This window comes from Cupriavidus sp. DL-D2 (assembly GCF_039710735.1).
Lineage (GTDB): Bacteria > Pseudomonadota > Gammaproteobacteria > Burkholderiales > Burkholderiaceae > Cupriavidus.
This window is the reverse complement of sequence record NZ_JBDKXK010000008.1, coordinates 40,095-53,579: the sequence shown is the minus strand read 5'-3', so window position 1 is coordinate 53,579 and position 13,485 is coordinate 40,095. Positions and strand designations below refer to the sequence as shown.

Sequence of the window (13,485 nt, the reverse complement as noted above, 5' to 3'; positions counted from 1 at the left end):
TCCGTTTCACGATCTCACCCTACTTTCTTCAACAGCCCGGTGTCGTATTCCTGTGCACGAAGGTTGTCCCAGATGGCGGCAGCGTTAGGTTTTAGCGATCGGGACTTGCGCCGCACGAGCATGACGTTGGACGTCACCTGCGGACGCAAAGGGCGAAGCACGGCGGCGGGCGCCATACCGCTGGCCTGGGCACGCGACGGCACGACGCCAATGCCGAGTCCCATCGCAACCATCCCGAAAATAGCGGCGAAGTGTCCGAGCAATTGCAGCGAGCCTGGCCTGACGTGATAGGTGGACAACGCGCGGTCCACCGCCGGCTGTACGCCCGAATTCTGATCGAGGGTCAGCACCGAGGCGTCGGCCAGTTCGCCCCAGCCCACGGACTCCCCCGCTGCCAGCGGATGATCCGCGGGCAATACCGCCTGCAGTGAATCGATGCACAGCGGTTCGCAGTACAGGTCATCGCACGGCGCCGGGTTGCTGGCGATACCGAAATCCACCTCGCCGCTACGCACGCTCTGCAGGACCGAGTCATGCGATTTGTCGCGCAGCGTAATGCCGATGCCGGGCCAGGCCTGCCGGCAACCCGCCACCCACATTGGCACCGACATCGAGGACGTCACCGGATCGGTCGCAATCTGCACGGTGCCCTGGCTCGGCTTTCCCGTTCCATGACTCTCCCGCAGGGTTTGCTCCACCTCTTCTATCAGGTGGCAAATCCGCTGGGAGAGCGTCTCGCCGGCATCGGTCAGCTCCACCTGGCGAGTCGTACGATCGAACAAGCGCTGGTCGATTTCTTCTTCGAGTTCGCGCACGCTACGGCTGATGGCCGATTGCGTCAGCCCCAACTCCGCCGCGGCGCGCGTGAAACTCTTCTGGCGCGCCACAGCGGCAAATGCCTTCAACTGCGGAAGCGAAACATTCATGGTGCCGCTCCTTGCTGGCTGTCGCCGTGATAGTGCGGTGGTACGGCTACAAAGTTGTAGGTGGGTAATACCTGCTTAGTCGCCCTTGCCTGCCGACCAGCCCGTTGCGTACCCGCCCGCATCGCTGACAGGTTTCGCAGCGGCATGTCCCGTGATGAAGCGCTGGCGCATGGGCTGCAATACGAATTTCGCCGATAGCCCCGCAGCCACAGTCATCGCGGCTGCTACGGCGAAGACGAGGTTCCATCCGCCCGTATGCGACAGCACCGATGCCAGCGGCACCAGTATCGCGGCTGTCCCCTTGGCCGTGTAAAGCGTGCCGGCATTGGACGCGGCGAAGCGGCTGCCGAACGTATCTGCACACAACGCCGGGAAGATCGAGAAGATCTCGCCCCAGAACAGGAACACCAGCGCGGCGAAGAACATGAACCAGTACGGGTTATGTCCCATCTCCAGCAGGCCGATCAGCGACAGGCCCTCGCCAATGAAAATCACGAACATCGTATTCTCACGACCGATGCGATCCGAGATGAGGCCGCACAACGGCCGCGTCAATCCATTGCAAAGGTTGTCGATGGACAGTGTCATCGTCAGCAGCGGCAACGTCATGCCCAGCATCGTGATGGGCATCGTCGCGAAGCCAAAATCCCGGGCAATCGGTCCAAGTTGCGCGGTGGCCATGATGCCACCGGCTGCCACGGCCACGAACGATGCATAGATCACCCAGAACACCGGTGTACGCACCATCTGGCCCGGCGTGAACTCCACGGGGTTGGTCAGGATGGCCTTGTTGGCCTTCAGCCCCTTGGGCGGGCGTGGCTTGACCAGTAACAACGCCATCGCAAAGATCAGCACGCCCTGGATGATGCCGAACGTGCGGAACGCATGCTCGTATCCGGACTTCTCGATCATATTTGCAATGGGAATCACCGTGAGGGCTGCGCCGGCGCCAAACCCTGCAGCGGTGAGCCCGGCTGCCAGCCCGCGCTTGTCCGGGAACCACTTCAGCGCGTTGCCCACGCACGTGCCATAGACACCGCCTGCGCCGATCCCGGCGAGCACGGCGCCGGCATACAGCATCGGCAGCGACGTGGCATAGGAATTGAGCACCCAGGCAAGACCTGCGCAGATGGCGCCGCCGGCCACTACCGGCCGGGGTCCGAACTGGTCTACGAGCCAGCCTTCCAGCGGCACGAGCCAGGTTTCGGTCACGATAAAAATGGAAAAGGCGACCTGGATCGCAGAGTCGCCCCAATGGTGCTTGGCGTTCATGGGATTGACGAACAGTGTCCAGCCGTACTGGAGGTTCGCCACAAGCCCCATGCAGAGGATGCCGATGAAAAGCTGGAACCAGCGATTGCCCAGCAGGCCGCCTGAGCGGCCGCCGTCTTGATTAGCCGTGACGGCGTCTGCCGCATCGAAGTGCGCCATGTCGTGTCTCCTTGCATTAGTGTCTTCGCGCTCTGCGGCGCGAGTGCTGGGCTGGCCTGTTTGGGGAACCGCCCGTTTTTTTCACTACTGAATGAGCGCGCCTGACATTGCGGCACGAATTCGTGCATTGATGCTACTTCAAACTTAGATCAGCACGTCATAAAGTTTTTTATTATGATCATTGACGATCCTTTATAGATTGCAGGAATCCAGTGCAATGAAAAATGCAACGCTGCGGCAATTGAAAGTGTTCGAGACGGTAGCCCGTCACCTGAGCTTTTCGCGGGCCGCAGAGGAGCTGCATCTCACGCAGCCTGCCGTGTCCACGCAGGTTCGGCAGCTGGAGCACCATGTGGGCCTGCCCTTGTTCGAGCAGCTCGGCAAGCGGATTTACCTCACTCCGGCAGGCACGGAGATGCTCCACTACAGCCGCAGCATCATCCAGCAATTCCGGGAGGCGGAGGATGCCATGGCGCAACTCAAGGGTATTTCCGGAGGCCGTCTGAACGTCGCCGTGATCAGCGCCGGCGATTATTTCTTTCCTCGCCTGCTTGCCGAATTCATGAATCGGCATGATGGCGTGACACTGAATCTCGCAGTGCACAATCGCGAGGAATTGCTGCATCAACTGGGCGGAAACCTGACGGACCTGGCTGTCATGGTGCGCCCACCAGAAGGTATTGACACCATTGCGGAATCATTCGCTCCTCATCCCTACGTGATTGTGGCCGCGCCGAATCATCCACTTGTTGGGCAACGCAACATACCTCTGGCCGGCTTGGCGGAGGAGGCGTTTGTTTCACGCGAAAAAGGATCTGACACCTGGAACTCGATGCAGGAAGGTTTTGCGGGAAGGCTGTCCAACCTGCGCATCGCCATGGAGATCAAGAGCACCGAGACCATCAAACAGGCGGTGATCGCCAACATGGGGATCGCTTTTCTCTCGGCGCATACCGTCGGACTGGAACTGCAGACCGGCAAACTGGCCGTGCTCGATATCCAGGGCTTCCCGGTGATGCTGAACTGGTATGTCGTGCACCGGAAAAACAAGCGTCTCCCGCCGGTAGCGCTGGCATTCAAGCATTTTCTGATGGAGGAAGGTCATACGCTGATCCAGCAGATCACCGGTGTCGAGGGGTTGATCCGGCCCGCGCAACGACATCGCGTCAATGTATAAGCATTTACTTATGGTTTTTCGATGTAACTTTAATTATCGTAAATCGTTCGTCCTGCCTAAGCTGCACACATACCAAGATTCACCGCAGTGCACTTTCAGGAGACGAACATGCAACAACTTCATACCGGCGAATCCGCCTCCTCCCTTTCCACGTCAGCCGGTAACGACACGCGCCATCATGACCGCGACGTCCAGCTGGCCGCCTACAACGCCGCATTCGACGAACTGGAGCTGACGTTCCGCTGGGACGCACCCATGTTCGAATGGCTGTGCGGCATCGAGTGCGAAAAAGCCCGCGTGGCGCGCTACATCGAGCAGTACCATGCGCACCTGCTCACCGCGTACGATGCACCGTTCCTCAGCCAACTCATCTTCGACAAGAAGAACGAGTACCTGCGCGCCGTGGCGGGAGCAGGGACGAATTGAATCGCTGAGTTCTTCAGTCTTGAAGTCAAAGGCGCGCCAATGGCGCGCTTTTTATTTTCCTGGCCGGCGACGACAAGTTCAGATCGCTTCCCTTATAGATCCCGGCCAAGGTCCCGACCGCTATCGAGGCAGGAGAAGGGCTTCCTACCTACTCGTTTTCGCGGATTTCCTTACGCTCCTCTCCTTGATATATTACATACCGTATTTTTGTAAGGAAATCGACGCTTCCAAGACCGGCATCCGGCATATAACAGCGAGAGGAGACACGTGGACATCCACGAACATCAGGCCAAGGAATTGCTCAGGCGCTATGACGTGCCCGTGCCACCCGGCTGCGTGGCCTTTACGCCGGACGACGCCGCCCATGCCGCCCGCAAGCTTGGGGGCTCTGCCTGGGTGGTGAAGTCGCAGATACACGGGGGCGGCCACGGCGCCGGCAGTTTCGCGGGCAATCATTCGGAAAAGGGTGGCGTGCGTGTCGCGATGTCCATTGACGAGGTGCACGCCAACGCTGCGCAGATGCTGGGCAGGACCTTGATCACCAGGCACACCGGCCCGGCCGGCCGGGTCGTGCGGCGTCTTTATATCGAGAAAGACTGCGTTATCTCGCGCGAGCTTTACCTTGCCATCCTGATCGACCCCGCCACGGCGCGCGTCACGATCATGGTGTCGACCGAAGGCGGCACCGACATCGACGAGGTTGCCGCACACACACCAGAGAAGATCCTGAAGGTGGCGATCGACCCGGCTTGCGGTATCCAACCGTTCCATGCACGCCGGCTGGCGTTCGGCCTCGGGCTGTCAGGCAAGCTGGCGGATGCCGCCACGCCACTCATTCTCTCGGCCTATCGCGCCTTCACCGAGCTCGACGCGTCGCTCCTGGAAATTCATCCGCTTGCAGTCACGGACAACGGCGAGGTCATGGCGCTCGACGCCAGGTTCCGCTTCGACGACAACGCCCTCTTCCGCCATCCCGAGATCGAGGCAATGCGCGACGAGGGCGAGGAGGACCCGGCCGAGACCGAGGCTGCCAGGCACGCGCTGAACTATGTCCAATTGGACGGCACTATCGGCTGCATGGCCAATGGCGCGGGACTCGGGATGGCCACCATGGACATCGTCAGGCTCCATGGCGCCGAGCCAGCCAACTTGCTGGATATAGGCGCCAGTACCACCACGGAGCGCATCACGACGGCCTTTCGCCTGATCCTGGCCGATCCGAAAGTCAAAGGCGTTCTGGTGAATATCTTCGGCGGGGTCGTGCGCTGCAACGACATTGCCGAAGGCGTCATCGCGGCCGCGCGCGAAGTGGACCTGACCGTGCCGCTGGTAGTGCGGCTGGCTGGCACCAACGTCGATCAGGGCAGGCATATCCTGCGCAATTCAGGTCTGCCGATCGTGTCTGCCGGGGATCTTGCCGATGCGGCCGAAAAGATTGTGACCGCCGTGCGCGCCACGCAGACAAAAGGAGGCAGGTGAAATGGGTGTCCTGATCAACCAGAACACGCGCGTGATCTGCCAGGGCTTTACCAGCGCGCAAGGCACGTTCCATGCGGAACAGGCCCTGGCCTACGGCACGAAGATGGTCGGCGGCGTTGCGCCCGGCAGAGGCGGAGCGACGCACCTCGGCCTGCCGGTTTTCGACTCCGTGGCGGCAGCGGCCGACGCCACCGGCGCGGATGCATCGGTCATCCACGTACCACCACCGTTCGCCGCCGATGCCATCCTGGAAGCGGTCGATGCGGGCATTGCCCTGATCGTCTGCATGACCGAAGGCGTCCCCGTGATGGACATGGTGCGCGTCAAGCGTGCGCTGTCAGGTTCCGGCAGCCGCCTGATCGGCCCGGGCTGCACGGGCGTGATCACGCCCGGCCAATGCAAGATCGGCGTCATGCCCGGGCACATCCACGCGTCGGGCAAGATCGGCGTAGTGTCACGTTCGGGTACGTTGATGTACGAGGCCGTAGCGCAAACCACGGCTGCCGGGCTGGGTCAGTCGACCTGCATCGACATTGGCAGCGATCCGGTCAACGGCACCAGCTTTATCGACTGCCTGGAGATGTTCCTGGCCGACGACCAGACCGAAGGCATCCTCATGCTGGGCGAGATCGATGGGTCTGCGGAAGAAGACGCCGCACGCTTCCTGCGCGAAGCCCGGTGTCGCAAACCCGTGGTGGGCTACATCGCCGGCAACACTGCGCCAGCGGGACGCAGCATGGGTCATGCAGGGGCCGTTGTCTTGAGGGGGACAGGGACGGCGGAAGCCAAGATCGACGCCATGCGGCAAGCCGGACTCCATGTGCCCGCTTCGCCAGCGGTTCTGGGAGCAACCATGGCAGCCGCGATGAAATAGGCATCGGGGGCGCGCAGGCATCCGCGCGCCCCCGAAAAAGAGAGAAGAAGTTCAGGCTGCGGCGCCCGCCTTGGCTTCCAGTTCCGTGATGCGCTTGCGCAGCGCCCGTTCTTCCTGAAAGCGCGCGGTCTCGTCGCGGATCACCGCCACGATGCCCGTAACCTCCCCACCCTCTCCGTGCAGCAACGCCACGGTAAAGGCGATCGACATCGCCTCGCCTTTCTTGTTGATCGCCGGGACTTTCAGCAAGTCATGGCCGTAGCGGGTCTGGCCCGTTGCCATGGTCTTGTCGTACCCCTCCCAGTGGCGCGCACGCAGGCGCTCGGGAATGATCAGGTCCAGCGACTTGCCCAGGGCTTCCTCCTGGGTGAAACCGAACATGTATTCTGCCGCGGGGTTCCACAACGTGATGGCGCCATCGGCGCCGGAGATGATGATGGCGTCGCCGATGGCGGACACCAATTGTTCGTAGTCGATTGCAGTCTGCATGGTCATTCCTGAGGAATGGGAAGGGGCGTGGATCGTCGCCCCGGGTTCCAGGCTGTCATTCTGGCACTTGCCCGAGCCGCCGGGGAATGCGCGGAAGGTTTCGTCCGCGCGTTCCCCGGCACACCGCGCTCAGATTACCTGCGACTCGCGCAGGCTGACGATTTCCTCGGCGCTGTAGCCAAGGCCGGCCAGCACTTCGTCGCTGTGCTCGCCCAGCAGCGGCGAACCCGTGATTTCCGGCTTCAGGTCCGAGAACTTGATCGGGCTGCCCACGGTCAGGTACGTGCCACGAACCTTGTGCGGAACTTCCACGATCGAGCCGCTCTTGCGCAGCGATTCATCTGCGGCAATTTCCTTCATCGACAGCACCGGCGAGCAAGGAATATCGTACTTGCGCAGGATATCCACCGCTTCGTACTTGGTCTTGTCGGCCAGCCAGGCTTCGATGGTATTGAAGATGTCGAAGATGTGCGGCTGACGCGCCTTCGCCGTGCTGTAGTTCGGGTCGGTAATCCACTCTTCCTTGCCCAGCGCCTTGCAGATCGGCTCCCAGGCATGGCCCTGGATGGTGAAGTAGATGTAAGCGTTGGGATCGGTCTCCCAGCCCTTGCACTTCAGCACCCAACCCGGCTGGCCGCCACCGCCGGCGTTGCCGCCGCGGGGCACCACGTCGCTGAACGTACCGTGCGGGTACTGCGGATACTCTTCCAGGTAGCCCAGGGCATCCAGGCGCTGCTGGTCGCGCAGCTTCACGCGGCACAGGTTCAGCACGGCATCCTGCATCGACACGGCCACCTTCTGGCCCTTGCCGGTCTGCTGGCGGCCGATGATTGCGGTCAGGATACCGATGGCCAGGTGCATGCCGGTGTTCGAATCACCCAGGGCAGCTGCCGACACCGTGGGCGGACCGTCCCAGAAACCGGTGGTCGATGCAGCGCCGCCCGCGCATTGCGCCACGTTTTCGTAGACCTTCAGGTCTTCATAGTGGTGGCCGTCGCTGAAGCCCTTGACCGATGCCACGATCATCAGCGGATTCAGTTCCTTGATGCGGTCCCACGAGAAGCCCATGCGATCCAGTGCGCCCGGACCGAAGTTTTCCACCAGCACGTCAGATTCGCGAATCAGTTGTTCGAGAATCTTCTTGCCTTCGGGCTTCTTGGTGTCCAGCGTCAACGAGCGCTTGTTGCTGTTGAGCATCGTGAAGTACAGCGCGTCCGCGTCAGGAACGTCGCGGAGCTGCGTACGGGTGACGTCACCGGAGCCGGGGCGCTCCACCTTGATCACGTCTGCGCCAAACCACGCGAGAAGCTGGGTGCAGGCGGGGCCGGCCTGGACGTGCGTGAAGTCGATGATCTTGATGCCGTGCAGTGGAAGGTTCACGTTCGCTCTCCTATTGGATTGAGGAATGGGGGTGAAATTCGAGTGGATTCAAGTGAATTACTTGCTGGCCGAGCTTTGCGGATTCAGGTTGGTCAGGCGACCGCTTTCCGTGCCGGCAGCCGGATCGATGACGGCGTTGACCAGCGTGGGCTTACCCGAGCGCAATGCTTCATTGACTGCCGCTTCCAGTTCCTGCGGCGTGGTGACGTTGTGACCGACACCACCGAACGCTTCCATCATCTTGTCGTAGCGGGCGCCCGGCACGAACATCGTGACGGCCGGGTCCGAACCGCCCGTCGGGTTCTTGTCGATACCTTTGTAGACGCCGTTGTTGTTGAACACCACGACGCAGATCGGCAGGTTGTAGCGGCAGATCGTCTCCACTTCCATGCCCGAGAAGCCGAATGCACTGTCACCGCACACCGCCAGCACCGGCTTGCCGGTTTCCACCGCCGCAGCCACCGCATAGCCCATGCCTACACCCATCACGCCCCACGTACCTACGTCCAGGCGCTTGCGCGGCTCGTACATGTCGATGACGGCGCGGGCATAGTCCAGCGTGTTGGCGCCTTCGTTGACAAACGGGATGCTCGGGTTGGCCTTGACGACATCCTTCAGCACGCGCAGCGCGCTGTGGAAGTTCATCGGCGACGTGTCCTTGGCCAGCGTCTCGGCCATCTTCGCCAGGTTCTTGTCCTTGCGCTCGTCCACGGCGTTGATCCACTCCGCGCCCGGCTTGGCAAAGTTGTTGCCGATCTTGTCGAGCAGTGCCGATACGCACGATCCGATATCACCCACTACCGGCGCGGCGATGGCCACGTTGCTGTCCATCTCGGTCGGCGAGATATCTACCTGGATGAATTGCTTGGGCTTGCCCCAGGTCTTGCCCTTGCCGTGCGACAGCAGCCAGTTCAGGCGGGCGCCCACCAGCAGCACCACGTCCGCTTCGGCCAATACGTAAGAGCGCGCGGCCGATGCCGATTGCGGATGCGTATCGGGCAGCAGGCCCTTGGCCATGGACATCGGCAGATACGGAATGCCGGTCTTCTCCACCAGCGCGCGGATATCCTCATCGGCACGGGCGTAGGCGGCACCCTTGCCCAGCAGGATCAGCGGACGCTTGGCGCCCTTCAGCAGTTCCACGGCGCGATCGATCGAATCCGGTGCCGGGAGTTGGCGCGGAGCGGGGTCCACCACCTTGATCAGGGACTTGCGACCCTTCTCTGCTTCCATCGACTGGCCCAGCAGCTTGGCCGGCAGGTCCAGGTACACACCGCCCGGACGGCCGGACACGGCAGCACGAATGGCACGCGCGATCCCCACACCGATGTCTTCGGCGTGCAGCACGCGGAAGGCAGCCTTGGCGTGCGGACGGGCGATGGCCAGTTGATCCATCTCTTCGTAGTCACCCTGCTGCAGATCGACGATCTCGCGCTCGCTGGAGCCGCTGATCAGAATCATCGGGAAGCAGTTGGTGGTGGCATTCGCCAGCGCAGTCAGACCGTTAAGGAACCCGGGTGCGGACACCGTCAGGCAAACCCCCGGTTTTTGCGTGAGATAACCAGCGATGGCTGCGGCGTTGCCTGCGTTCTGCTCGTGACGGAAGCTGATGACGCGCATGCCGTTGGCCTGTGCCAGACGGGCCAGATCGGTGACCGGAATGCCGGGCAGGCCGTAGATATTCTCGATGCCGTTCAGCTTGAGCGCGTCGATGACCAGGTGAAAACCATCGGTTTGTGCCTGATGTTCTTCCGCAGCGTGACGCTGCAGCTCGTTTCCGACTTCTGCCATGGTTGCTTCCTTCTATGCAAATTTGACGGGATTGGACTGTCTTTTTTGGTGTCAGCGGTCGGATGGAACGGTGTCTCCTCCCTTTCGATTCGCTGTACTTCTCTAACGCTGAAATACCGTATGTGATATATCAAAGATCAGCAAGTTATTTCCCCCTATTCCGACGAACTTTCGTCGATGCACCGCAGCATTTCGTGACAAATAGACGCAAATTAAGGGGAATTACCGATTCCCCTGAGTTCTGCCTGGTTAGCCGCGCACGTGGTTGACCAGCGAGCCAATTCCGCGAATCGATACCTCCACCACCGAACCGTCCTTCATCGACCCGACTCCGATCGACGTGCCAACTGCGATCACGTCGCCCGGCATCAACGTCATGTCCTGTGACAGACGGCTGACTTGCTCTTCCGGAGAAAACACAATGTCGGACAACGGGTAGTTCTGGCGCTCGACCCCATCCAGGCGCGTCACCACGCTGGCACTGCGCCAGTCGAATCCGGTGACGATGGCCGGACCGATGCAACCGAAGGTGTCGGAACCCTTGGCGCGCGTCCACTGCGGGAAATTCGGGTCGGCATTGAGCAGCTCGCCCGCCGTCACGTCATTGACGATGGTGTAGCCGAAGATATGCGCGGCCGCTTCGTTCAATGGCACGTTGCGGCATTCACGGCCGATGACGATGCCGAGTTCGCCTTCATAGGCGATCTTGCCGGCGTAGCCGCTCGGACGAACGATCGCGTCGCCGGGACCAGCCAGTGAACTGGCCGGCTTCAGCAGGAACAACGGATGCACGGGCACCGACTTCTCCAGCCGCGCAGCAAGGGCGTGAAAGTTGTTCCATAGCGCCACGATCTTGCCGGGCAGGCACGGCGCGAGCAGTTCCAGCGAGGCGTAGCTATAGACGCTACCGGTGGGACGGGAATCGGCATAGCCAGGGCCATCGTATTCGATGACGCGGTCGGCATCGCCATCGTCGAGCCGGCCATAAGCAGTGTCGCCGTCGGGGCGGCGGAAGCGAATCCAGGTTTGCACGGCAGAGCTCCTCAGGCAGACGCGTGCGTGTCGCGCCTGCGCTCTCAGCAGGGATTGGGACCCCCAGTCGGGGGCCAGTGACGGGTGACGGGTGACGGGTGACGGGCGACGGCCAGTGAGCCGCGCGCCTCGCGTCAGACGGCTCCCGCTACGCGTAGCGCCGCAATCTGTGCCGGCGAGCGTCCCAGCCATTCCAGAATCTCCTCGGTGTGCTCACCCAGCAGCGGCGAGCGCTCGACGCTCACCGGCGAGTCGGACAACGTGATCGGCGAACCCAACTGCACGTATTTACCGCGCGTCGGATGATCCAGTTCCACCAGGTAGCCCCGCTCGTACATCGACTTGTCTTCGATGAGATCCTTCATGGACAGGATCGGGCCGCACGGCACATCTGCGTCGTTGAGCGCGGTCATGACTTCGAACTTGGTGCGGCCCAGGGTCCATTGCTCGATGATGCCGAAACAGGCCGCGAGCTTTTTCAGGCGCACTTCCGGCGTGGCGAAATCCGGATCGGTGATCAGGTCCTCGCGACGGCACAGGCGCATCAGCGGCTCCCAGCCCTGCGGCTGGATGATGACGTAGACATAGTCGTTCGGGCCGCCGGGTGCACAGCGCAGCGCAGCGCCCGGCTGACCACCGCCCGACGAATTGCCGGCGCGCGGCACGTGGTCATCGAACTCGGTATTGGGGTACTCACGCAGCGGGCCGGCCTCGAGGCGCTGCTGGTCACGCAGCTTCACGCGGCACAGGTTCAGCACGGCGTCCTGCATGGCCACTTCCACGCGCTGACCGCGACCCGAATGTTCGCGCTGCAGCAGTGCGGCCAGGATGCCAACCACGCAGTGCACGCCCGTGCCCGAATCGCCGATCTGTGCACCCGTCACCGTCGGCACACCATGCGATTCGCCAGTCGTGGACGCGGAACCGCCCATGCACTGCGCCACATTTTCATAGGCCTTGCAGTCCTGGTACGGCCCGGGACCAAAACCCTTGATCGACGCGTAGATCATGCGCGGATTCAGGGTCTGGATGTTCTCCCAGTCGAATCCGGCGCGGGCCAGCACACCTGGGCCAAAATTCTCGATCAGCACATCGCTTTGCTGGATCAGGTCCTCAAGCAGCGCCTTGCCTTCCGGCGTCTTCATATTGAGCGTCAGGCTACGCTTGTTGCTGTTCAGCATGGTGAAGTACAGGCTGTCGGCATTCGGCACGTCGCGGAGTTGGCTACGCGTGATGTCGCCGCGCCCAGGCATTTCAACCTTGATCACGTCGGCGCCCATCCAGGCCATCAACTGCGTGGCCGAAGGCCCGGCCTGCACGTGCGTCATGTCCAGGATGCGAATACCGTCCAGCGCTTTCCGTTCGGTGTGAGTGTCACCCATGCTGCGTCTCCTGATGATGTGTGTTTGTGCTTTTGACATACAGTATGTGGTATATCACCAAGATGCAAGGGGGTTTAAACCCGAATTCATCAGCTTTCGATACTGCGCCGCAGCAAGCTGCGTGGACACGCTCTGCGCCCAGACCGCGCAACGAAAAAACCCCAACGAGCCGCAAGGCTGTCGGGGTTCAAATGATGCGGTGAAATCGGTTGTGGCTAGCTATCCCTGACACCTGCCAGGCAGCGTGCAAGACGTCACTCCGACATCAGTCCAGGAAGTCGCAGTTCTTCTCCACGTACTCTGCCAGGTCCAGCGAATGCTGGCGAACCAGCCGCTCGGCCAGCTCCGTGTCGCGTCTTTCCAGCGCCTCGATGATCCGCAGGTGATCAACGATAGAACGCGCGGCGCGGTCGCTCTGCGAGATCGTCATTTTTCGAATGGCTCGCACATGAACGAAGATGTTCTTGATCTGGTCCATGATGACCTGCGACTTCGACAACTGCACAATCGCCTGGTGAAAGACGATATTCGCGTCCGAGTATTCCTCGATATGCTCGGCGGGCGTGGAGTCGCGGAAGCTGTCGAACATATGGCGCAGCTTGCCGATTTCCGCGTCGGTGGCATTCTGCGTGGCCAGACGCGCGGCCATGCTTTCGAGCGCCGCCCAGACCTGAATCATCTCGACGATCTCGCGCTTGGTCTTGCGCGTAATGTAGATACCGCGTCGTGGCACCGTACGCAGGAAACCTTCCTGCTCGAGTAGCGTCATGGCCTCGCGAATCGGCGTGCGGCTCACGCCTAGCCTTTCGGACAACACGCGCTCGTCAAGGCGTACTTCGTCACGCGACTGATAGATATCGGCGTCGGCAATCGCCTGGCGCAGCATCGCATACGCCTGGTCGCGCAGGCTTGCCCCCGCATTGATAGGTTGCAAGGACAGCGCCAGCCCGGCGGGCGGTTGACCATGCGATTGGACTTCGGATTCGCTTTGGGCAGACATGAATACACTCGTCAATGGCCGGCGCCCTGCCCGCCAGTCTGGCGAGCAGCGGCGACCCGCCTCTTCCTGAACGTCAACGCGCTCAGTTTGGCATGACC

Annotated in this window: 12 protein-coding genes; 4 read left to right on the top strand and 8 right to left on the bottom strand. The window is 61.6% G+C overall.

Going from position 1 to position 13,485, the window contains the following annotated elements; translation table 11 throughout:
• Window positions 1-14: 14 nt before the first annotated feature.
• Together ABDB81_RS06875 and oxlT are read right to left on the bottom strand one after the other, a co-directional pair.
• Window positions 15-926 (bottom strand): LysR family transcriptional regulator, encoded by a 912-nt coding sequence (locus ABDB81_RS06875; RefSeq protein ID WP_137923431.1) that lies wholly within the window; start codon window positions 924-926, stop codon window positions 15-17.
• A 75-nt stretch (window positions 927-1,001) separates the two neighbouring features.
• Complete coding sequence (gene oxlT / locus ABDB81_RS06870; protein WP_137923432.1) at window positions 1,002-2,357, bottom strand: oxalate/formate MFS antiporter; 1,356 nt, start codon at window positions 2,355-2,357, stop codon at window positions 1,002-1,004.
• A gap of 217 nt (window positions 2,358-2,574) precedes the next feature.
• Between oxlT and ABDB81_RS06865 the strand changes: the two genes are divergently transcribed.
• The 4 genes from ABDB81_RS06865 to sucD all read left to right on the top strand — a co-directional run bounded on the left by ABDB81_RS06865 (window position 2,575) and on the right by sucD (window position 6,313).
• Window positions 2,575-3,534, top strand: a complete 960-nt coding sequence (locus ABDB81_RS06865; protein ID WP_160473649.1) for a LysR family transcriptional regulator — start codon at window positions 2,575-2,577, stop codon at window positions 3,532-3,534.
• 108 nt (window positions 3,535-3,642) lie between these two features.
• Complete coding sequence (locus ABDB81_RS06860; protein ID WP_137923434.1) at window positions 3,643-3,960, top strand: LysR family transcriptional regulator; 318 nt, start codon at window positions 3,643-3,645, stop codon at window positions 3,958-3,960.
• Between the two features lie 267 nt (window positions 3,961-4,227).
• Window positions 4,228-5,439 carry an ADP-forming succinate--CoA ligase subunit beta gene (sucC, locus tag ABDB81_RS06855; RefSeq protein ID WP_346810466.1) on the top strand — a complete coding sequence of 404 codons (1,212 nt, stop codon included), beginning with the start codon at window positions 4,228-4,230 and terminating at the stop codon, window positions 5,437-5,439.
• Between the two features lies 1 nt (window position 5,440).
• Window positions 5,441-6,313, top strand: a complete 873-nt coding sequence (sucD, locus tag ABDB81_RS06850) for a succinate--CoA ligase subunit alpha (RefSeq protein WP_137923436.1) — start codon at window positions 5,441-5,443, stop codon at window positions 6,311-6,313.
• Window positions 6,314-6,364: 51 nt separating this feature from the next.
• Here sucD and ABDB81_RS06845 read toward each other — a convergent pair whose 3' ends face one another.
• The 6 genes from ABDB81_RS06845 to ABDB81_RS06820 all read right to left on the bottom strand — a co-directional run bounded on the left by ABDB81_RS06845 (window position 6,365) and on the right by ABDB81_RS06820 (window position 13,387).
• Entirely contained in the window at window positions 6,365-6,802 is a 438-nt protein-coding gene (locus ABDB81_RS06845; RefSeq protein WP_160473647.1) for a PAS domain-containing protein, read from the bottom strand.
• A 129-nt stretch (window positions 6,803-6,931) separates the two neighbouring features.
• Window positions 6,932-8,182, bottom strand: coding sequence for a formyl-CoA transferase (frc, locus tag ABDB81_RS06840; protein ID WP_137923438.1), 1,251 nt, complete (start codon window positions 8,180-8,182; stop codon window positions 6,932-6,934).
• A gap of 57 nt (window positions 8,183-8,239) precedes the next feature.
• Window positions 8,240-9,973, bottom strand: a complete 1,734-nt coding sequence (oxc, locus tag ABDB81_RS06835; RefSeq protein WP_137923439.1) for an oxalyl-CoA decarboxylase — start codon at window positions 9,971-9,973, stop codon at window positions 8,240-8,242.
• Between the two features lie 249 nt (window positions 9,974-10,222).
• Complete coding sequence (locus ABDB81_RS06830) at window positions 10,223-11,005, bottom strand: fumarylacetoacetate hydrolase family protein (RefSeq protein ID WP_137923440.1); 783 nt, start codon at window positions 11,003-11,005, stop codon at window positions 10,223-10,225.
• Window positions 11,006-11,139: 134 nt separating this feature from the next.
• The gene (gene frc, locus ABDB81_RS06825; protein ID WP_160473646.1) at window positions 11,140-12,387 is read right to left on the bottom strand and encodes a formyl-CoA transferase; all 1,248 of its coding nucleotides are present in this window, start codon (window positions 12,385-12,387) and stop codon (window positions 11,140-11,142) included.
• Between the two features lie 265 nt (window positions 12,388-12,652).
• Window positions 12,653-13,387, bottom strand: a complete 735-nt coding sequence (locus ABDB81_RS06820) for a GntR family transcriptional regulator (RefSeq protein ID WP_137923442.1) — start codon at window positions 13,385-13,387, stop codon at window positions 12,653-12,655.
• Between the last annotated feature and the right edge of the window lie 98 nt (window positions 13,388-13,485).

Coding starts and splice junctions, on each gene's coding strand:
- ABDB81_RS06860 (WP_137923434.1), top strand. CDS start 3,643: ATGCAACAACTTCATACCGGCGAATCCGCCTCCTCCCTTTCCACGTCA.
- sucD (WP_137923436.1), top strand. CDS start 5,441: ATGGGTGTCCTGATCAACCAGAACACGCGCGTGATCTGCCAGGGCTTT.
- ABDB81_RS06865 (WP_160473649.1), top strand. CDS start 2,575: ATGAAAAATGCAACGCTGCGGCAATTGAAAGTGTTCGAGACGGTAGCC.
- ABDB81_RS06845 (WP_160473647.1), bottom strand. CDS start 6,802: ATGCAGACTGCAATCGACTACGAACAATTGGTGTCCGCCATCGGCGAC.
- oxc (WP_137923439.1), bottom strand. CDS start 9,973: ATGGCAGAAGTCGGAAACGAGCTGCAGCGTCACGCTGCGGAAGAACAT.
- oxlT (WP_137923432.1), bottom strand. CDS start 2,357: ATGGCGCACTTCGATGCGGCAGACGCCGTCACGGCTAATCAAGACGGC.
- ABDB81_RS06820 (WP_137923442.1), bottom strand. CDS start 13,387: ATGTCTGCCCAAAGCGAATCCGAAGTCCAATCGCATGGTCAACCGCCC.
- ABDB81_RS06875 (WP_137923431.1), bottom strand. CDS start 926: ATGAATGTTTCGCTTCCGCAGTTGAAGGCATTTGCCGCTGTGGCGCGC.
- frc (WP_160473646.1), bottom strand. CDS start 12,387: ATGGGTGACACTCACACCGAACGGAAAGCGCTGGACGGTATTCGCATC.